Source organism: Pseudomonas sp. NFACC37-1 (assembly GCF_900101575.1).
GTDB classification, from domain to species: domain Bacteria; phylum Pseudomonadota; class Gammaproteobacteria; order Pseudomonadales; family Pseudomonadaceae; genus Aquipseudomonas; species Aquipseudomonas fluorescens_AA.
This window is the reverse complement of the sequence record NZ_FMUZ01000010.1, coordinates 47,176-65,789: the sequence shown is the minus strand read 5'-3', so window position 1 is coordinate 65,789 and position 18,614 is coordinate 47,176. Positions and strand designations below refer to the sequence as shown.

Below are 18,614 nucleotides of genomic sequence, written 5' to 3'. Positions count from 1 at the left end.
TTTCACACCGCAATCCAGGAATATTCAGTCGTGGTACATGACCGAACGTCCTCCATCGATGGTGATGCATGAGGCATTGATAAACGGTGCTTCGTCACTGGCCAGGAACACGGCCGTCATTGCCACTTCGATCGGTTGCCCGACACGGCGTGGCGGGTGCAGATCCAGCGCACGCTGGCGTTCGGCATGGGGATCGGCAAAACCGTTCCAGTAGTCGACGTTCAGTTGGGTTTCGATGTAACCCGGGGCGATGGCGTTGACGCGTACCCCTTTGGGCGCGTATTCGATGCCCAGGGCGCGGGTCAGGCCGAGCAGGCCGTGCTTGGCCACCGGGTAAGGGAAACAGCCGGGAATGATGTGGGACGAATGGACAGAGGCAATGTTGATGATACTGCCCACGCCCTGCTCGATCATCTGTGGCAGCACCGCCTTGCAACCGTACCAGGCGCCATCCAGGTCGATGGCGAAGCAGCGGCGCCAGTCCTCTTCGGTCATTTCCAATGGGTCACGGAAGACATTGACGCCGGCGCAGTTGACCAACACATCGATGCGGCCGTGCAACTCGACGGCACGACGGGCCATGGCCTGCAAGTCCTGCTGCTTCGACACATCGGCCTGTACTGCTTGCACATCGGCGCCGCGTTCACGCCAATGGGCGGCCACCGCCTCGACCTTCTGCGCCTGGATATCACTGATCACCAGCCGAGCCTGTTGCGAAGCGAATGCCGCGACGATGGCTTCGCCAATACCTTGGGCGGCGCCGGTCAACAGCACCACCTTGTCCTTCAGGCGTTCGCCCTTGGGTGGCTCCGGCACGGGTGGCAAGACCAAGGGCTCAGCCATGGTTCAAGGCTCCTGTGCCCAGGCACGACGAAAACCGGGCATCCACGGATGACCGGCACGAAGGCGCTTGGAAGAACAGTGGCCGACGTACGCCGTCGGGGCGTACGGGGAAAGATCGTTGCATCACTTCACCTGTTTTGTTTTTTTAATGTGAGTGCGTATTGCCGATGGAGCCGACTATAAACCCGACCGCCAAATAATCTCAATATATATATTTACATCCCATATTTTGGGATTCAGCCAGCAAACCTTGTACAGGCCACGCCAGGCACGTCGACACGCATCGACAGCACGGCACCGTCCAGCGGATGAGCCAATGGGCTCGCCGCGCTGGTGATGTACAACGTCTTGAGGTCCTCGCCGCCGAATACACAACTGGTCGGGCGGCTGACGGGCAATTCGATCACCCGATCAACCTGCCCGTCCGGGGTCAGCCGCAACAGGCAACTGCCGTCCCAGCGGGCGTTCCAGATATGCCCTTGGGTATCCATCGCCGAACCATCCGGACCGCCACGGGGGTGCGGGCCGAACCAGACCTCGGCAGGCGCCAGGTTACCTTCCGGGTAAATAAAGTGCCGATACACCGTGCCATCCAGGCTGTCGCCGAAATACACCGTGGTGCCATCGGGGCTCCAGAGCAAGGTGTTCGGGATGCCCAGCCCGCGCAGCAAGGGCAAGACCCGGCCATCACTCCCGACGCGAAACAGGCCGCCGGACCGATGTTCGATCGGCAAGTCCTCGCCTTCGGCACCGATGTTGTTCTGCATCGTGCCAAGCCAGAGTTGACCCAGGGGGTCGCAACGGGCCTCGTTGGCACGATTGCCTGGCTGGGGGTCGGCCATGCACAGCAATGTCAGGCGCGGTTCCAGGCCCGGCGAATCAAGATCGAGGCGATAGACGCCACTGCTCAGGGTCACCAGCGCGTCGCCACTTTGGGTCGGGATAAAGGCGGAGACATGCTCGGGCATCTGCCAGATCTCCACATTGGCGCCGATCAGCCGCAGGGCCTGCTTGCCGGCGATATCGACCCAATACAACGCTTGGGTCGGCGCATCCCAGAACGGCCCTTCGCCCAATTTCGCCCGGTGTTCCGTCACAGCCGTCCACTTCATTGAAACCTCCGGTTCCCGACTTGCCCGGCGGCGTCTGTTCGACCCGCCATGACATTGGGGTAAAAGCGTTTGATCGCCAGGTCGGCGTTATCGATCAGGGTCATGCAGGCCCAGACGCCTCGCGCCGCGTCACGGGCGGCGATGGCGTCGGCGATGTCCTTGTGGATGGGCAAGGTACGGCGCAGCTCATCCGGGTCGGCCGCCGACACCTCGAATGACACCGCCAGCAGCGCCCCCAGGGCCGGGACCATTTGTTCGATGAATTGATTATGGCTGGCGGCCAGAATGCACTCGTGGAAAAACTGGTCCGCGCGGTTGTAATCGGCGCCGCTGTCCACCGCCCGTTCCAGCGCATGGTAGGCCAGGCGGATCGCCTGCACCTGATCGGCCGTGGCCCGCTCGCAGGCCCAGCGCACCGCCATCGGCTCGATGGTACGGCGCAGGTCCAGCAAGTCATCGACGAAGTTTTCCGGCAGGCCGCTGCGTGACAGCCAGCCCACCACTTGGGGGTCGAACAGGTTCCAGCGGCGCACCGGCAACACCCGGGTACCGACTTTCGGCCCGACTTCCAGCATCCCCTTGGCCACCAGGGTCTTGATCGCCTCGCGAATCACCGTGCGACTGACGCCCAGTTGCTCGCCCAAGTCCGCTTCGACTTTGATGGTTTGCCCAGGCTTGACCTGGCCGGCGGCTATCCAGCCCCCCAGCCAATCAACGGTCGATGCATGAAAACTGCTGGACATGAAAACCCCGCGGGCCACTCTTATTGGAGGCCCACGCTAATCATCATATGATTGGGTGTCAATTCGAATTTCACTTGGCCCCTGTGGGAGCGGGCTTGCTCGCGAAAGCGGTGGGTCAGTCAAGAAGATGCTGGATGTGCCGACGCCTTCGCGAGCAAGCTCGCTCCCACAGGGTCTGGTGGCGCACACAAATATTGCAGCCCCCCCAAATTCACTGTGGGAGCGAGCTTGCTCGCGATAGCGGACGTCCAGTCAACACAGATATTGGATCAACCATCGCTCCCACAAGGGCTCAGGGTTCCAGGCCGATCGGGAAGAACACGCCACCACTCCACACGCCCAACCACCGCTGCCCATCGATCTCGCGACTGACCGCCAGCTCCACCAGTTGGTAGAACACATTGCGATGGACCAGCGCTTCGAGATTGCTGCGCACATGCACGTAGGGCGCCGGTTCCTGGGTCTGGGGTTCGATCACCACCCGCAACGGGTGCTCGGCGCCAGCCTCAGTGGTTTCCTCGACATTGGTGGTGAAGCGCAACAACTGCCCTTCGCCCTGCCCTTCAACCTCAAGGGTCACGGCCACGAACGGCGCGTCATCGACCTTGATGCCGACTTTTTCCACAGGGGTAATCAGGAAGTAATCATCGCCGTCGCGGCGGATGATGGTGGAGAACAGCTTGACCATCGGCTTTCGCCCGATGGGCGTGCCCAAGTAGTACCAGGTACCGTCCCGGGCGATGCGCATGTCGATGTCGCCGCAAAAATCCGGGTTCCACAAGTGGACCGGCGGCAGGCCTTTGGTCTTGGGGATCTGCCCCAGCAAGTCATTGGCTTTTTGCGGTCCGCTCATGGTGACTCCTTGTGATTACTCGTCGCTCATCCCCAGCAGGCTGCGGGCATACTCACGCAACGGCGTGGCGATGAGGTCCTGGGGCTGTTTGTCGTGCAACGTCAGTAAACCGCCACGACTCTTGATCCGCGCAGTATCAATCAAATACTGGGTACTGGTCTCGATCAACATGATTTGAATCACGCTGGTATCGACACCGAGGCGATCCACGGCTTCTTCATCCAGCCATTCGTCGGAGTTGCCGATGCGGTTATCGGCCTTGGCGAAGCGGGTGTACAACAGGTAATGGGCACCTGCGGCACGGGCTTCACCCATGGCCTGGTCGAGGCCTTCGGGAACACGGGCGCGACGGACCATGGGGAAATATTCGATGAAACCATTGAAGGCTTCTTCGGCCACCACGTTGGGACGCGGATAGGCACTGCCCGGCGGAGCGAAGGCGCCCTGGGCGATGTAGATGAACGAGTCAGGCTGAATACGCAGGTTGTTCACACGACGGCTGTCGCTATGGTCCAGCAGGCCGGCGTCGCTCATGTGATAACGAACGCCCTCTCCCATGTCGCTGACATTCATGCAACCGCCAAGCACCAAAACGGCCAGCAGCAAAACCAGGCTACGCATCCTACCCTCCAGAAACCGGTGTCGGAAAACCGGCGAATGGTCGTGGGATGCAGCTTTTGCGCCAGCTTGATGGGGGGGACGATTCGTTCCTGTGGCGAGGGGATTTATCCCCGCTGGGTTGCGCAGCAACCCCCAAGAACTATCGCCTCGGAGCATCAGGTCGAATATTTCTATCCTTTGGGGCGCTTCGCACCCAGCGGGGATAAATCCCCTCGCCACAAAAGCCTTATTCAGCCGCCGATGATCTTCATGATGGTCGCACCACCGGAGAACGCCACTTCCTGCTTGTCTCCCAAGGCTTTGACCAGCAATCGCTGAAGAGCGGGCAACGCCTGGTGACGCGGCTTGTCCAGGAGATCGCCGACAAAGTGACGGTTACTGGAGGACAGGCAGCCATGCAACCACCCCGTAGAGGACAGCCGCAGGCGCGAGCAGGTCCGGCAGAAAGGTACGCTTTCATTGGCGATCACGCCGAAATACCCCAACCCCGGGATTTCATAGCGCACCGCCGTGGCATCCACCGGCGCGTCGGCTTGCAGGTATTCGTACTGATCGCCGATCAGGCTGAGCAGTTGCTGGAGGCTGACGAACTGCTGCAGGAAGGCGTTGGAGTCGCTCGCCAGGTGGCCCATGCGCATCAATTCGATGAAACGCAACTCATAACCACGTTCCAGGCAGTACTCGAGCAACGGCATCACCTGGTCCAGGTTCTGTCCGCGCAACGGCACCATGTTGACCTTGATCTTCAACCCGGCGGCCCGAGCCTGTTCCATGCCGTCGAGCACGGTCGCCAGGTCCCCGCCACGGGCGATGCTGCGAAACGCAACGGGGTCCAGGGTGTCGAGGGAAACGTTGATGCGACGAATACCGGCGTCCACCAGCAAAGGCAGCTTTTTCGCCAGCAACTGGCCATTGGTGGTCAGGCTGATGTCTTCCAGCCCCATCTGCCCTACAGCCGTCATGAAACGTTCGAGCTTGGGGCTGACCAGCGGCTCGCCCCCCGTGATGCGCAGCCGTTCGATACCGGCGGCCTCGATCAAATAGGCCACACCGCGTGCCATGGCATCGGCCGACAATTCATCCTGCGCAGCCACCAACCGCTTGCCATCAGGCACGCAATAAGTACAGGCGTAATTGCAGGCTGAGGTCAGGCTGATCCGCAAATTACGGAAACGCCTGCCTTGACGGTCAACGATCATGGATCACTCCGGCACAAGAAAAATCGGACTCGCGATAATTGACCTGGAAATCAAGATTTCGCAAGACCCAAGCCTGAGTATATTACTGGGGCACTGCGCCATGTAAGCGGACATGGCGCAATAAGGCAGCTGAATGTCTTGTTGCCTTGCGGCCAGTCAGTTGCTCGGGACGTCGGTATCGCGCTTGCGCTTGTTGCCCATGCGCACGCCGATGTCCATCAGGAACTGGAAGAAACCTTCCTGGTCTTCCAGCACGTTGCTCCAGAACGGCGAGTGATACAGCGCCACCGCGCCATGCACCAACGCCCAGGCAGCGCAATAGTGGAAATAAGGCGGCACGTCCTCGAGTTTGCCCTCGCTGATCCGGCCCTTGATCAGCAGGGTCAGGCGTTCGAAGTTCGAGGCGCGGATCTTGTGCAGCTCCTCGACCATCTCCGGCACCTGGTTGCCCTTGACCACCTTCTCTTCCAAACGGTCGAACAAGCGGTAGCGCTGCGGGTCGCGCATGCGGAACTCGAAGTAGGCCCGGGACAGGGCTTCCTTGTCCTTGTCCACATCGGCCGAATGCAACAGCTCGTTCAAATCGCGCTCGTAGTCGAGCATCAGGCGCAGGTAGATCTCCGCCTTGGATTTGAAATGTTTATAAATCGTGCCTTTGCCGATACCCACGGCATCCGCAATCATCTCGACGGTGACACTGTCTTCACCCTGGTCGAGGAACAACTTGAGCGCGGTGTCGAGAATTTCCTGCTCGCGGCGGCGAAACTCACGGACCTTACGGGGTTCTTTGTGCATAAGAAAAAGGTCTGAAGGGTCAAAATTCGAAGCCGGGTATTATGCCTAACTTACGCAAAAATGCACGGATCATCCGTTCTCGGCCACTGTTCTTCACAAAACCGTACACACCCGGCTCGTCACTTCCCGCAGCCATGCGCCGTGCCGGCGAGCTTTGGCGGCAGTGAGAACTTATCCGAAGCGAGCGTATTCCAAATTTGTTTAAAAACCGCCCCGGCCAGACTGGACGCGTTGGCATACTGATCAATACTTGAACTGTCGGCGCGACATCTCCCCCAAGTGACGCGCTGATAAAGGTACCAACGGACCGCGTGCCTTTGTTTTACTCCTAATGGTCTTAACCCGGATTCACCCCCCAGAACCCGGGTTTTTTTTGCATGAAATTCAGGCATCCACCGAACGGACATGAGCCAGCGGAAACAATTGCTTAAAGTTTTCCGTCGTCTGCTCGGCAAACCGTTCGTAGGACTCACCGCGCAACATCGCCAGAAACTCCGCCACTTCCCGTACGTATTGCGGAAGGTTCGGCTTGCCGCGATACGGAATCGGCGCCAGGTAAGGCGAGTCGGTTTCCACCAACAGTCGATCAGCCGGCACTTTGCTCGCAACGTCGCGCAAGGCATCGGCATTGCGGAACGTGACAATCCCGGACAAGGAAATGTAATAGCCCATGTCCAGGGCGGCCTTGGCCATGTCCCAGTCTTCGGTGAAGCAATGCAGCACACCGGCCTGGGGCAGCGCGGCGTCACGCAGCAGGGCCAGGGTGTCGGCCCGGGCGCCACGGGTGTGGATGATCACCGGCTTGCCGGTCTGCCGGGCGGCCTCCAGGTGCAGCCGGAACGAGGCTTGCTGCACGTCGGCGGCTTCTGGCTCGTAGTGATAGTCCAGGCCGGTTTCGCCAATGGCGACCACCCGTGGATGATCGAGCTCACGCAACAGCCAATCGAGCGCCGGCGCGGCGTCGGGCTGGACATCCAAGGGATGGATACCGACCGAACAATCGACATCGGCATAACGCTCGGCCAAGGCCTTGACGTCGGCGGCATTGTCGGCGCTGACGCCGATGCACAGGAAGTGCCCCACACCCCGTTCACGGGCCGCGTCCAGCGCAGCATCCAAGGAACCGCCATGGGCAGCGAGGTCGAGACGGTCGAGGTGACAATGGGAGTCTACAAGCATAAAAGGCCAGGCTACATCGTATGGGTGGGACGGTCGGACTTCAGGGAGCCGGCCAAGTGGGTTTCGATCTGATTGCGGGCAGAATTGTCGCCGTCGTTGAACTGCACGCCTACGCCGGCGGCCCGATTGCCCTGGGCGCCCTTGGGGGTCAGCCAGATTACCTTGCCGGCGACCGGGATTTTCTCCGCTTCGTCCATCAGGCTCAAGAGCATGAACACTTCATCGCCCAAGCGATAATGCTTGTTGGTCGGAATGAACAGGCCGCCGTTCTTGATGAAGGGCATGTAGGCGGCGTAAAGCACCGACTTGTCCTTGATCGTCAGGGACAGGATGCCGTTGCGTGGACCGGGACTGACAGGTTCGTTCATGCTGATCTCCGCTGCGGTTGAGCTGAGTTTAGTAGCTAGGCCGTGCCTGTCAGTTTCGACCAGGCAAACTTGCCCACTGCACCAACAGCGCCTCGAGCAACAGCACCCGATTGAGGTTCGCCTTGCTCAGCACCTTCTGCCGTTGGGCAAGAATCCAGTCCTGGATGTTCAAGATTTTATCCTGGCTGCTTTTTTGCGCCAGGTACTGGATCACCTTGCGCATGTCCGCCAGCCCCAGGCCCGCCTCGTCTTCGGTCAACTGGTAACGCAGGATCAGGCTCGACCAGTCGCAGAACCAGTCAAACAGCAGGAGTAGCGGGATGGCGTTCCAACCCTCGGCCAGTTGCGTGGGGGATTGCTGCTGCTTGAGCAGTTTCTTCACCCCGTCCACCACCAGGGCCCGCTGTTCACGCACGCCTTGGGCCTGAAGGCTGACAGCCGCCAGCGGCGAACCGGCCGCGAGGGTCAGTAGCTCGATACGTTCTTCATCAGTGTTGTCAGGCAGGGCCTGGGCCAACCATTGCAAGCTCATCGCTTCGCTCGGCAACGGACAGGCCTGCTGCACGCAGCGACTCTTGATGGTCGGCAACAAGCGACTCGGCTGGTGGCTGACCAGTAGCAGCACGGTATCGCCGGAGGGTTCTTCGAGGCTCTTGAGCAAGGCGTTGGCGGCATTGATGTTCATCGACTCGACCGGCTCGATCAGCACCACTTTGCGCCCGCCCATCTGCGAGGTCTGAACCACGAAGCTGACCAGGTCCCGGACCTGGTCGACCTTGATCGCCTTGTCCGCCTCTTCCGGTTCCAGCACGTAATTGTCGGGATGGCTGCCGGCCTTGAGCAGCAGGCAGGACTTGCATTCACCACAGGCGTTCGAAGCCCCCGGACGCAGGCACAGCAGGCTGGCCATCAGGCGTTCGGCCAGTGCCCGCTTGCCAATGCCGACCGGGCCGTGCAGCAGATAGGCGTGGGCATGCTGGGCACGACCGGCCAGTTGCTGCCAGAGACCGTCTTGCCAGGGATAGGCTTCAGCCACAGACACGCTCCAGCAAACGCGGCAGCAAGCCGTCCAGGGATTGCTGGACCTGGGTCAGCGGCTGTGCGGCATCGATCAGCAGGTAACGCGCCGGATCGGCCTTGGCGCGCCCCAGGAAGGCATTGCGCACGGCATTGAAGAAATCCTGCCCCTCAAGCTCGAAACGATCCAGCCGGCCACGGGCGCTGGCGCGGGCCAGGCCAATTTCCACCGGCAGGTCGAACACCAGGGTAAGGTCTGGTCGCAGGTCACCCTGGACGAAGGTTTCCAGCGCGGCGATACGCTCCACGGACAAGCCCCGGCCGCCGCCCTGGTAGGCGTAGGTCGAATCGGTAAAACGATCGCAGAGCACCACGGCACCACGGGCCAGCGCCGGGCGAATCACCTCGGCCAGATGCTGTGCCCGGGCAGCGAACACCAGCAGCAGCTCAGTGTCAGGGTTCATGACCTCTTCAAGAGGGGCCAGCAGTACCTCGCGAATACGCTCGGCCAGCGGCGTACCGCCCGGCTCACGGGTCAATACCACCTCGATGCCGGCGGCCCGCAGGCGTTCGGCCAGGTATTCGCGGTTGGTACTCTTGCCGGCGCCTTCCGGGCCTTCCAGCGTTATAAACAAGCCAGTCACGGGGCGATCCTTAATCAAAGTCATTGCGGGCTCGGTGGCTCGCTGGCGTCCGGTTCGGGAGCCGGCACCTGGGGCGGCACCTGGGGCACCGCTTCGGGGGCAGTGTCGGGCGAAGCCGCCGGGATCGGCGCTTGCTCGTACGGCGCTGCCGGGGCCGGGCTGGAGCGGTAGTCGGCACGGCGCTTGAGCTGGAACTCGCGCACCGCGTTGTTGTGGGACTCCAGGTCATCGGAAAACACGTGGCTGCCATCGCCACGGGCGACAAAGTAAAGGCTGTTGCCCGGCGCCGGGTTCAACGCGGCGTGAATCGCTTCACGTCCCACCATCGCGATCGGCGTCGGCGGCAAGCCCGGAATCAGGTAGGTGTTATAGGGGTTTTCTTCTTTCAGATGGGCGCGGGTGAGTTTGCCCGTGTAACGCTCGCCCAAGCCATAGATCACCGTGGGATCGGTCTGCAGCAGCATGCCCAGGCGCATGCGCCGTACGAAGACGCCGGCAATCTGCCCGCGTTCCTGGGGCACGCCGGTTTCCTTCTCCACCAGGGATGCCATGATCAGCGCCTGGTACGGCAAGGTGTAAGGCACATCGGCGGAACGCTGTGCCCACTCTTTGGCGAGCACGTCTTCCAAGCGGTCGTAGGCCTTTTTCAGCAGGTCGACATCCGAGGTACCGCGCACGAAGCGATAGGTGTCCGGGAAGAACCGCCCCTCGGGAAATACGCCCGAATGACCGAGACGATCCATGACCTGGCTGTCGCTCAGGTCGGTGAGGGTCTGCTGGAGCTTTTCATCCTTGGCCAGTGCGGCGCGCACCTGGCGGAAATTCCAGCCCTCCACCAGCGTCACGCTGTACTGCACCACTTCGCCGCGCTTCCAGACGGCGATCAGGCCTTCCATGGTCATGCCTGGCACCATACGGTATTCGCCGGAGTGCAATGGCTGGCCGGCAAGATTGAAGCGCCAATAGATCCGCAGCCAGAAAGCGTCCTTGATCAAGCCATCGGCTTCGAGGCGCTTGAGGGTTCCGGTCGGGGTGGTCCCGTTGGGCACGTCCAGCAATTCTTCCTGGGTGATGTTCAGCGGCTGTTGCAGCGCCGAATGAATCTTCCAGGCCGAAGCACCCAACAACAGCCCTGCCAGGACCAGTCCGGTCTCCAGCAGCAGCAAGAATTTACGTCTCACGAATCAAACATCCAATAGCGCACGGGCAAGGGTCTGCAGTTTACGGGTGAGCGGGCCAACCGACCAGCGCGCCGAACCGCATCCGCGCACCGGCCACACGCCATAAACGCTATTGCAGACGAAGACTTCATCGGCCTGGTGCAGCTGTTCGAGGCTGATGTCGCTGATTTGCGTGGCGATGCCTTGGGACTTGGCTTGAAACAATAATTCGGCGCGCATCACCCCGGCCACACCGCAACGGCTCAGGTCCGCCGTGAACAAGACACCATTGCGCACCAGGAACAGGTTGCTGAACACACCTTCGATCACCCGTCCGGACACGTCCAGCATCAAGCCTTCAGCGTACTGCGTATCGCGCCATTCGGCACGAGCCAGCACTTGTTCCAGGCGATTGAGGTGCTTGAGCCCCGCGAGCAAGGGCTGCTCGGACAAACGCACGGTGCAGGGAAACAGCAGAATGCCGTGGTCGCCATGGACGGCGGGATAGGCGGCCGGCGGACTGCCTTGCAGGATGCGCCTGGCCGGCGTCGAGGGATCAGCGGCATAACCGCGCAGGCTGTCGCCACGGGTCACGATCAACTTCAGCACGCCGTCGCCCAGGTCGCGGGCGTAGGCGTCCAGCTCTGCGCTCAACGCGATCATGTCGACGTTGAGCGCCAACCGCTGGCAACCTGCTTCCAGGCGCTGCAGGTGACGCTCCAGCAACAGCAGGTTGCCACCGTGCACGGCGATAGTCTCGAACAACCCATCCCCGTAAGCCAGGCCGCGATCTTTCAGCGACAGGACGTCGGCTGGCTGACCGTCGACCCAGCTTTCCATCAACCGGCGAACCGGCGGAACACCAGCGAACCGTTGGTCCCGCCAAAGCCGAAGGAGTTGGACAGCACCACATCGATGTCCATGCTGCGGGCAGTGTGCGGCACGAAGTCCAGGTCGCAGCCGTCGTCCGGCTCATCGAGGTTGATGGTCGGCGGCGCCGTCTGGCTGTTGATCGCCAGTACGCTGAAGATCGCTTCCACCGCCCCAGCCGCCCCCAGCAGGTGACCGGTCATGGACTTGGTCGAGCTGACCGCCAGCTTGTAGGCGTGCTCGCCGAACACGGTCTTGATCGCCTGGGCTTCGGCCAGGTCGCCGGCCGGTGTGGAAGTACCGTGGGCGTTGATGTACTGCACCTGTTCGCCGTTGATTTTCGCGTCACGCAAGGCATTGGCGATGCAACGAGCCGCACCGGCGCCATCGGCCGGTGGCGAAGTCATGTGGTATGCGTCGCCACTGGTGCCGAAGCCGATCAGTTCGGCATAGATGGTCGCGCCGCGCGCCTTGGCGTGCTCCAGCTCCTCGAGCACCAGCGCACCGGCACCGTCGGACAGTACGAAGCCATCGCGGCCCTTGTCCCATGGCCGGCTCGCGCGGGCGGGCTCGTCGTTGCGGGTCGACAGCGCACGGGACGCGCCGAAACCGCCCATGCCAAGACCGCAAGCGGCCATTTCAGCGCCACCGGCGATCATCACGTCCGCTTCGTCGTACATGATGTTGCGCGCGGCCATGCCGATGCAGTGGGTACCGGTGGTGCACGCCGTGGCGATGGCGTAGTTGGGTCCCTGGGCACCCAGGTGGATGGACAGGAAACCGGAAATCATGTTGATGATCGAGCCCGGCACGAAGAACGGAGAAATCCGTCGCGGCCCCGAATCGTGCAGCGTGCGGCTGGTTTCTTCGATATTGGTCAAACCGCCAATACCCGAACCCATGGCCACGCCGATGCGTTCACGGTTGGCGTCGGTGACTTCCAGGCCAGCGTTACGCACCGCCTGGAAACCGGCTGCCAGGCCGTATTGAATGAACAGGTCGAGCTTGCGGGCTTCCTTGACCGACAGGTATTCCTCGACATTGAAGCCCTTTACCGAGCCGCCAAAACGGGTGGAATAGGCAGAAAGGTCGGTGTGTTCGATCAGACCAATGCCACTGCGGCCAGCCAGAATGCCCTGCCAACTGCTCGGCACATCCGTGCCCAGTGGCGACAACATACCCATACCGGTGACTACGACGCGTCTACGCGACACAGCACTCTCCTTTTTCTAATGACGACTTTGCATCAGGCCTAAAGAAAAAACCGCACGCCGTGACGGCAGTGCGGTTTTTCCATGACAGCTAGCGACGACTGAATACGATTACGCCTGGTGGCTGGTAACGTAGTCGATAGCAGCTTGTACAGTAGTGATCTTCTCAGCTTCTTCGTCAGGAATCTCGGTCTCGAATTCCTCTTCCAGAGCCATCACCAGCTCAACGGTGTCAAGGGAGTCGGCACCCAGGTCTTCAACGAAGGAAGCGGTGTTCACAACTTCTTCTTCTTTAACGCCCAGTTGCTCGGCAACGATTTTCTTGACGCGCTCTTCGATGGTGCTCATACCTTGTTTTCACTCCTAATGGACAAATTCAGGCAGCTGGCCGGTGGGTAAGTGTATAGAAGAACTTTTCGGTTTTTCAACCGAAAGCTTCACTCCTCAAACCCCGCGGCCCGCCGTCTATAAATTGATTGCAGCTTTATAACGGATTTTAGACAGCTCGTATGACATTTTTTTGAAGCAATCCGTCACATTTAACTCATGTACATCCCGCCGTTCACCGGGATTGTAGCCCCGGTCACGTATGCCGCACCGTCCGACGCAAGAAAAGCGACCACGGACGCGATTTCTTGAGCTTGCCCCAGACGACCCAGCGGAATCTGTGTCAGCAACGCTTCGCGCTGTGCTTCCGGCAGTTCACGGGTCATGTCGGTGTCGATGAAACCCGGTGCAACCGAGTTTACCGTAATCGAGCGCGAACCCACTTCACGCGCCAGCGCACGGCTGAAACCTTCCAGACCGGCCTTCGCCGCAGCATAGTTTACTTGGCCTGCGTTGCCCATGGCACCCACAACCGAGCCGATACTGATAATTCGCCCCCAACGCGCCTTGGTCATGCCACGCAGAACCCCCTTGGACAGCCGATACAGGCTGTTCAGGTTGGTATCGATCACATCGAACCATTCGTCATCTTTCATGCGCATCATCAGGTTATCGCGGGTGATACCGGCATTATTGACCAGGATCGCCGGCGCGCCGAACTGCTCCTGAATGCTTGCCAGCACCGCCGCAACGGATTCGTCGCTGGTGACGTTCAGCTCGAGGCCGGTGCCCTGGATGTCGTTTTCCTTCAGGGTCGCGGCGATACGCTCTGCGCCCGAAGCGGAAGTCGCGGTGCCGATGACGATGGCGCCTTGACGACCCAGCTCAAGGGCGATGGCCTGGCCGATGCCACGGCTTGCACCGGTCACCAGTGCAACTTTACCTTGCAGACTCATGCAAGTTTCTCCTGTTCAGGCCTGCGCTGCACGGGCGGCAGCGAAGGCATCTGGGGTATTGAGGTTGGAAGTCGACACGCCTTCGGCGCAGCGTTTGTTCAGGCCCGCCAGCACTTTGCCAGGACCGCATTCGACCAGTTCGGTCGCGCCCTTGGCTGCCAGGGTCTGCACCGATTCGACCCAGCGAACCGGCTTGTAGAGTTGCTCCAGCAGATCACGCTTCAAGGTCTCGAGATCAGGCGCCACGTCGGCGCTGACATTCTGCACCACGGGAATCTGCGGGGCCTGCCAATCGATGGCAGCGATGGACTCGGCAAAGCGCTCGGCGGCCGGACGCATCAGTTCACAGTGCGACGGCACGCTGACCGGCAGTGGCATGGCGCGCTTGGCACCACGGGCCTTGCAGCCCTCGATGGCACGCTCGACAGCCGCCTTGGCGCCGGCGATGACCACCTGACCCGGAGAGTTGAAGTTCACCGCGCTGACCACTTCGCCTTGCGCCGCCTCGGCACAGGCTGCCAGTACATCGGCGTCTTCCAGGCCGAGGATCGCGGCCATGCCGCCCTGCCCGGCCGGAACGGCTTCTTGCATCAACTGGCCACGACGCTCCACCAGTTTCACCGCGGCGCCCAGGCTCAGGCTGCCAGCGGCCACGAGGGCACTGTATTCGCCAAGGCTATGACCGGCGACGAATGCCGGGCGCGCGCCGCCTTCAGCCAGCCAAAGGCGCCACAAAGCGATCGAGGCGGTGAGGATGGCCGGTTGGGTCTTATCGGTTTGATTGAGCCGCTCTTCCGGCCCTTGCTGGGTCAGTGCCCACAAGTCATAGCCGAGCGCATCGGAAGCTTCTTTGAATGTTTCGAGGACCAGCGGGTATTGCGCGCCCAGCTCGGCCAGCATGCCGAGGGACTGCGAGCCCTGCCCTGGAAAGACGAATGCGAGGGAAGCAGACATGAAAACAAAGCCCCTAATGATCTTGTCGTCAAAAATTGACGCCCCTGGGGGCGCTAGCAAACTGAAAGTTGGATGGCGGGTTGAACCGACCGGTCACATTTAAGCATTGTCGGACGAAAACGCCTAAGTTAACAAATCCTCGAGGCGACCGTGCAAGCGCTCCGGCAGGTTCTCCTGGATCTCGATCACCGCTCGGTTGATCGCACTTTGGAAACCCTGCACACCCGCCGACCCGTGACTCTTGATCACGATACCTTGCAACCCGAGGAAACTCGCACCGTTGTGCCGCGCCGGCGCCAGGTCCGCCTGCAAGCGACGCATCAACGGCAGCGCCAGGGCGCCGACCACCCGCGAAGCGAGGCTTTGCCTGAACAAGGTCTCGATGCGCTGGCCGATCATGGTCGCCAGCCCCTCGCTGGACTTGAGCAGGATATTGCCCACGAAACCGTCACAGACCACCACATCGGCCTCGCCACGGTACAGACCATCGCCTTCGACGAAACCGATGTAGTTGATGCCCCGCGCAGCCTGCAACAACGTGGCCGCCAGCTTGACCTGCTGATTGCCCTTGATGTCTTCGGTGCCGATGTTCAGCAACGCCACGCGAGGGCGCACGATGCCCAGGGTTTCAGCCGCGACCGAGCCCATCACCGCGAACTGCAGCAGATGCTCGGCACTGCAATCGACGTTCGCCCCCAGGTCGAGCAACTGACAGAACCCACGCTGGGTCGGGATCGCCGCCACCATCGCGGGCCGGTCGATACCCGGCAAGGTCTTGAGTACATAGCGTGACAGCGCCATCAGCGCACCGGTATTGCCAGCACTGACACAGGCCTGGACCTTGCCATCACGCAGCAGCTCAAGGGCCACCCGCATCGAGGCGTCAGGCTTGCCGCGCAGGGCCTGGGCTGGCTTTTCGTCCATGGTGATGACTTCGGACGCCGGGACAATCGTCAGGCGCGCGCGATCCACAGCCGATTGGCCGCTGAGCATGTCTTCCAGGAGGGGGGATTGACCGACGAGGGTCAGGTGCAGCGAGGGCGTAGCATTCAGACAAGCAAGGCTGGCCTGAACAATGCTGCGGGGACCGAAGTCCCCGCCCATTGCGTCAATCGCGATGACTTGAGCGGACAAGTGATTACTCGTCGGCGCCCTTGTCGATCACTTTACGACCACGGTATACGCCTTCTGGCGATACGTGGTGACGCAGGTGAACTTCACCAGTGGTTTTTTCTACGGACAGGGTGCTAGCCTCGAGAGCGTCGTGCGAACGGCGCATGTCACGGGCAGAGCGGGATTTTTTGTTCTGCTGAACAGCCATAATTGATTAACTCCTAAACGTTTGGGTCACGCTTTAACTGCGCCAATACACTGAACGGGTTGGACCGCGTTACCTCGTCCTCGCTCGGTTCGGGCTCATCTGCTCCCGCCGGCTGCTGGCATTCTTCCGGATGATGAGCAGGCACAATGGGCAAGGCGAGCAGAAGCTCCTCCTCGATCAGTGACTGCAGATCCAATGGATCTTCGCCCAGTTCCAGCACGTCATAACCTTTCGGCAACGACTGGGTATTCGCACCCTCCTTCACCACGGCGTAACTGCATTCGCTGTGGATCGGCAGGGTGACCAGCTCAAGACAACGCTGGCAAACCATTTTGACTTCAGTGTCGATAAAGCTGTGGATTACCACAGATTTACGTTCATCTCGTTCAAAAACGAATTTGGCCTGGACCGTACCGACATCGTCGGAAAGCGGGTCGCAGAGTCTCTTCAAATCGGCCAGCAGCAGTTCACCTTGAAGGGTGGTGCCACGGTCAGCCAATTTGCGCGGGTCAACGTGAGGTGGAATCGGGTCATTCAACATAGGCGCAGCATTATAGGGATGCCCCCGGCCATGTCAAAGGAAATTCAGCCCTGTCCGTCACTTGCGTGCCTCGCTAGAATTCGTCCCCGACTCCTGGAGATGCCCATGCTGCCTTTATTACTTGCCTCAAGCTCGGTCTACCGCCGGGAATTGCTCGCCCGCCTGGGGCTGCCGTTCGTCTGCAGCTCACCCGATATCGACGAAAGCCATCGGCCCGGCGAACCCGCCCTTGAACTGGTCAAACGCCTGGCCCGGGAAAAAGCCCTGGCATTGGCCCAAAGCTATCCAGGGCACCTGATCATCGGCTCAGACCAGGTCGCCGTGCTCGGCGAGCGCATCCTGGGCAAGCCTCACACCTTCGAGAACGCCCGCGAACAGCTGTTGGCCGCCAGCGGCGCCAAGGTCACGTTCCTGACCGGCCTGGCGCTGCTCAACAGCCAGACAGGCGCCTGCCAGGTCGATTGCGTTGCATTTACAGTCAATATGCGCACCCTGGATCCAGGCCGCGTCGAACGCTACCTGCGCGCCGAGCAACCCTACGATTGCGCCGGCAGCTTCAAGGCCGAGGGGCTGGGCGTAAGCCTGTTCCAGAGCACCGAAGGACCGGACGCCACCAGCCTGGTCGGGCTGCCGCTGATTCGCCTTGTGGACATGTTGCTGGCCGAGGGTGTGCAAATCCCCTGAAGCCTGGGCATTGAGAGCAACCACTGCTAAATACAAAACTTGTAAATACAAAACTTGTGGCGAGGGGATTTATCCCCGTTGGCGCGAAGCGGCCCTATCAATGGAGCCGCGCACCGAGGCGACAGACTAAGGGGCGCTTCGCGCCCCAGCGGGGATAAATCCCCTCGCCACAGAGGCTGTCAGCCTCTCCTGCATTGAAGCGCCAAGACAATCAGCGCAACGCCGGACCCTGGAACCCCATCCACATCGCCAGACGCTCGGCGATGCTGGCGCCCAGTTTTTTCGAGAAACGGTCGAGCGGCGACTCTTCAATGGTGAAATCCACCAACTCCTTCTCGCCAATCACGTCCCGAGCCACCGAGCTGGCGCTACCCAAGCCATCGATCAAGCCCAGCGGCAACGCCTGCTCGCCCGACCAGACCAGCCCGGAGAAGAGCTCCGGGTGTTCCTTGTCTTTCAAGCGCTCGCCCCGCCCCTTCTTGACGCTGGCGATGAACTGCTTATGGGTAGTGTCGAGCACCCCCTGCCAGAACGCCGTTTCCTCAGGCTTTTGCGGCTGGAACGGATCGAGGAAGGATTTGTGCTCGCCCGCGGTATAGACCCGGCGCTCCACCCCAAGCTTGTCCAGCGTCTGGACGAAGCCATAACCCGCCGCCGTCACGCCAATGGAGCCTACCAGGCTGGCCTTGTCGGCATAGATCTGGTCCGCCGCACTGGCGATGTAGTAGGCACCGGAGGCACCGAGGTCGGAAATCACCGCGTAGACCTTGATATCCGGATGCGCCGCGCGCAAGCGGACGATTTCGTCATAGACGTAGCCGGCCTGCACCGGGCTGCCACCCGGACTGTTGATGCGCAGCACCACGCCCTTGACCTTCGAATCTTCGAACGCGGCCCTCAGGCTGCCGACAATATTGTCCGCACTGGCCGCCTCTTTGTCGGCAATCATGCCTTCGATGTCGATGACCGCCGTATAGGCCGAACCACCCCCCGGACTCTTCTTGCCATCAACCGCCTGGAAGATCAACGCCAAGCCGAAAAACAGATAGATGAAGACCAGGCATTTGAAGAAGATCCCCCAGCGCCGCGCACGACGCTGCTCCTCCACCCCGGCCAACAGGGTCTTTTCCAGCAGCTTCCAGCTTTTTTCGTCACCGTTGTCAGCGCTCGCTTTGGCCGGTGCCTTCCATTCATCGGTCATACATGCATCCTCAAC

At 60.9% G+C, this 18,614-nt stretch carries 22 protein-coding genes; 1 reads left to right on the top strand and 21 read right to left on the bottom strand.

Annotated features, from left to right (window positions below; all coding sequences use genetic code 11):
- Positions 1-24 precede the first annotated feature (24 nt).
- From BLP82_RS13530 to BLP82_RS13435, 20 genes are all read right to left on the bottom strand, one after another.
- On the bottom strand, positions 25-843 hold the full coding sequence (locus BLP82_RS13530) for an SDR family oxidoreductase (RefSeq protein WP_092168530.1): 819 nt from the start codon (positions 841-843) through the stop codon (positions 25-27).
- A gap of 236 nt (positions 844-1,079) precedes the next feature.
- Complete coding sequence (locus tag BLP82_RS13525) at positions 1,080-1,955, bottom strand: SMP-30/gluconolactonase/LRE family protein (RefSeq protein ID WP_092168527.1); 876 nt, start codon at positions 1,953-1,955, stop codon at positions 1,080-1,082.
- Positions 1,952-2,698, bottom strand: coding sequence for a FadR/GntR family transcriptional regulator (locus tag BLP82_RS13520; protein WP_092168524.1), 747 nt, complete (start codon positions 2,696-2,698; stop codon positions 1,952-1,954). The genes BLP82_RS13525 and BLP82_RS13520 overlap by 4 nt, the downstream gene beginning before the upstream one ends.
- 292 nt (positions 2,699-2,990) lie before the next feature.
- Positions 2,991-3,551, bottom strand: coding sequence for a DUF1285 domain-containing protein (locus BLP82_RS13515; protein ID WP_092168522.1), 561 nt, complete (start codon positions 3,549-3,551; stop codon positions 2,991-2,993).
- A 15-nt stretch (positions 3,552-3,566) separates the two neighbouring features.
- Entirely contained in the window at positions 3,567-4,172 is a 606-nt protein-coding gene (locus BLP82_RS13510) for a DUF4823 domain-containing protein (protein WP_072406309.1), read from the bottom strand.
- A gap of 230 nt (positions 4,173-4,402) precedes the next feature.
- Entirely contained in the window at positions 4,403-5,371 is a 969-nt protein-coding gene (locus BLP82_RS13505; protein ID WP_072406311.1) for a GTP 3',8-cyclase MoaA, read from the bottom strand.
- 156 nt (positions 5,372-5,527) lie between these two features.
- The gene (locus tag BLP82_RS13500; protein ID WP_060741238.1) at positions 5,528-6,166 is read right to left on the bottom strand and encodes a TetR/AcrR family transcriptional regulator; all 639 of its coding nucleotides are present in this window, start codon (positions 6,164-6,166) and stop codon (positions 5,528-5,530) included.
- Between the two features lie 384 nt (positions 6,167-6,550).
- The gene (locus BLP82_RS13495) at positions 6,551-7,345 is read right to left on the bottom strand and encodes a TatD family hydrolase (protein ID WP_060741237.1); all 795 of its coding nucleotides are present in this window, start codon (positions 7,343-7,345) and stop codon (positions 6,551-6,553) included.
- 11 nt (positions 7,346-7,356) lie between these two features.
- The gene (locus tag BLP82_RS13490; RefSeq protein WP_060741236.1) at positions 7,357-7,713 is read right to left on the bottom strand and encodes a PilZ domain-containing protein; all 357 of its coding nucleotides are present in this window, start codon (positions 7,711-7,713) and stop codon (positions 7,357-7,359) included.
- A gap of 49 nt (positions 7,714-7,762) precedes the next feature.
- Positions 7,763-8,749, bottom strand: a complete 987-nt coding sequence (locus BLP82_RS13485; protein WP_092168519.1) for a DNA polymerase III subunit delta' — start codon at positions 8,747-8,749, stop codon at positions 7,763-7,765.
- Positions 8,742-9,374: a dTMP kinase gene (tmk, locus tag BLP82_RS13480; RefSeq protein WP_092168744.1), complete on the bottom strand. Its 633-nt coding sequence runs from the start codon at positions 9,372-9,374 to the stop codon at positions 8,742-8,744. Before tmk ends, BLP82_RS13485 begins: the two co-directional genes overlap by 8 nt.
- Before the next feature lie 20 nt (positions 9,375-9,394).
- Positions 9,395-10,555: an endolytic transglycosylase MltG gene (mltG, locus tag BLP82_RS13475; RefSeq protein ID WP_092168516.1), complete on the bottom strand. Its 1,161-nt coding sequence runs from the start codon at positions 10,553-10,555 to the stop codon at positions 9,395-9,397.
- Positions 10,556-10,558: 3 nt separating this feature from the next.
- Complete coding sequence (gene pabC, locus BLP82_RS13470; protein WP_092168513.1) at positions 10,559-11,374, bottom strand: aminodeoxychorismate lyase; 816 nt, start codon at positions 11,372-11,374, stop codon at positions 10,559-10,561.
- Positions 11,374-12,618, bottom strand: a complete 1,245-nt coding sequence (fabF, locus tag BLP82_RS13465) for a beta-ketoacyl-ACP synthase II (protein ID WP_060741232.1) — start codon at positions 12,616-12,618, stop codon at positions 11,374-11,376. Before fabF ends, pabC begins: the two co-directional genes overlap by 1 nt.
- A gap of 108 nt (positions 12,619-12,726) precedes the next feature.
- Complete coding sequence (gene acpP / locus BLP82_RS13460) at positions 12,727-12,963, bottom strand: acyl carrier protein (RefSeq protein ID WP_003175607.1); 237 nt, start codon at positions 12,961-12,963, stop codon at positions 12,727-12,729.
- A 191-nt stretch (positions 12,964-13,154) separates the two neighbouring features.
- Positions 13,155-13,898, bottom strand: coding sequence for a 3-oxoacyl-ACP reductase FabG (gene fabG, locus BLP82_RS13455; RefSeq protein WP_092168510.1), 744 nt, complete (start codon positions 13,896-13,898; stop codon positions 13,155-13,157).
- 15 nt (positions 13,899-13,913) lie between these two features.
- Complete coding sequence (gene fabD, locus BLP82_RS13450; protein ID WP_072406322.1) at positions 13,914-14,852, bottom strand: ACP S-malonyltransferase; 939 nt, start codon at positions 14,850-14,852, stop codon at positions 13,914-13,916.
- 123 nt (positions 14,853-14,975) lie between these two features.
- Positions 14,976-15,986, bottom strand: a complete 1,011-nt coding sequence (gene plsX / locus BLP82_RS13445) for a phosphate acyltransferase PlsX (RefSeq protein WP_092168507.1) — start codon at positions 15,984-15,986, stop codon at positions 14,976-14,978.
- A 4-nt stretch (positions 15,987-15,990) separates the two neighbouring features.
- Positions 15,991-16,173 carry a 50S ribosomal protein L32 gene (gene rpmF / locus BLP82_RS13440; RefSeq protein ID WP_003179396.1) on the bottom strand — a complete coding sequence of 61 codons (183 nt, stop codon included), beginning with the start codon at positions 16,171-16,173 and terminating at the stop codon, positions 15,991-15,993.
- Positions 16,174-16,186: 13 nt separating this feature from the next.
- A complete protein-coding gene (locus BLP82_RS13435) occupies positions 16,187-16,714 on the bottom strand; it encodes a YceD family protein (RefSeq protein WP_003204262.1) in 528 nt (175 codons plus the stop codon).
- A gap of 105 nt (positions 16,715-16,819) precedes the next feature.
- Between BLP82_RS13435 and BLP82_RS13430 the strand changes: the two genes are divergently transcribed.
- A complete protein-coding gene (locus BLP82_RS13430) occupies positions 16,820-17,398 on the top strand; it encodes a Maf family protein (protein ID WP_092168504.1) in 579 nt (192 codons plus the stop codon).
- A 211-nt stretch (positions 17,399-17,609) separates the two neighbouring features.
- On the opposite strand, the gene BLP82_RS13425 is transcribed toward BLP82_RS13430, so the two are convergent.
- Positions 17,610-18,599: a S49 family peptidase gene (locus BLP82_RS13425; protein ID WP_060741227.1), complete on the bottom strand. Its 990-nt coding sequence runs from the start codon at positions 18,597-18,599 to the stop codon at positions 17,610-17,612.
- Positions 18,600-18,614 lie beyond the last annotated feature (15 nt).

Coding starts and splice junctions, on each gene's coding strand:
- BLP82_RS13530 (WP_092168530.1), bottom strand. CDS start 843: ATGGCTGAGCCCTTGGTCTTGCCACCCGTGCCGGAGCCACCCAAGGGC.
- BLP82_RS13525 (WP_092168527.1), bottom strand. CDS start 1,955: ATGAAGTGGACGGCTGTGACGGAACACCGGGCGAAATTGGGCGAAGGG.
- BLP82_RS13520 (WP_092168524.1), bottom strand. CDS start 2,698: ATGTCCAGCAGTTTTCATGCATCGACCGTTGATTGGCTGGGGGGCTGG.
- BLP82_RS13515 (WP_092168522.1), bottom strand. CDS start 3,551: ATGAGCGGACCGCAAAAAGCCAATGACTTGCTGGGGCAGATCCCCAAG.
- BLP82_RS13510 (WP_072406309.1), bottom strand. CDS start 4,172: ATGCGTAGCCTGGTTTTGCTGCTGGCCGTTTTGGTGCTTGGCGGTTGC.
- BLP82_RS13505 (WP_072406311.1), bottom strand. CDS start 5,371: ATGATCGTTGACCGTCAAGGCAGGCGTTTCCGTAATTTGCGGATCAGC.
- BLP82_RS13500 (WP_060741238.1), bottom strand. CDS start 6,166: ATGCACAAAGAACCCCGTAAGGTCCGTGAGTTTCGCCGCCGCGAGCAG.
- BLP82_RS13495 (WP_060741237.1), bottom strand. CDS start 7,345: ATGCTTGTAGACTCCCATTGTCACCTCGACCGTCTCGACCTCGCTGCC.
- BLP82_RS13490 (WP_060741236.1), bottom strand. CDS start 7,713: ATGAACGAACCTGTCAGTCCCGGTCCACGCAACGGCATCCTGTCCCTG.
- pabC (WP_092168513.1), bottom strand. CDS start 11,374: ATGGAAAGCTGGGTCGACGGTCAGCCAGCCGACGTCCTGTCGCTGAAA.
- acpP (WP_003175607.1), bottom strand. CDS start 12,963: ATGAGCACCATCGAAGAGCGCGTCAAGAAAATCGTTGCCGAGCAACTG.
- fabG (WP_092168510.1), bottom strand. CDS start 13,898: ATGAGTCTGCAAGGTAAAGTTGCACTGGTGACCGGTGCAAGCCGTGGC.
- fabD (WP_072406322.1), bottom strand. CDS start 14,852: ATGTCTGCTTCCCTCGCATTCGTCTTTCCAGGGCAGGGCTCGCAGTCC.
- rpmF (WP_003179396.1), bottom strand. CDS start 16,173: ATGGCTGTTCAGCAGAACAAAAAATCCCGCTCTGCCCGTGACATGCGC.
- BLP82_RS13435 (WP_003204262.1), bottom strand. CDS start 16,714: ATGTTGAATGACCCGATTCCACCTCACGTTGACCCGCGCAAATTGGCT.
- BLP82_RS13430 (WP_092168504.1), top strand. CDS start 16,820: ATGCTGCCTTTATTACTTGCCTCAAGCTCGGTCTACCGCCGGGAATTG.
- BLP82_RS13425 (WP_060741227.1), bottom strand. CDS start 18,599: ATGACCGATGAATGGAAGGCACCGGCCAAAGCGAGCGCTGACAACGGT.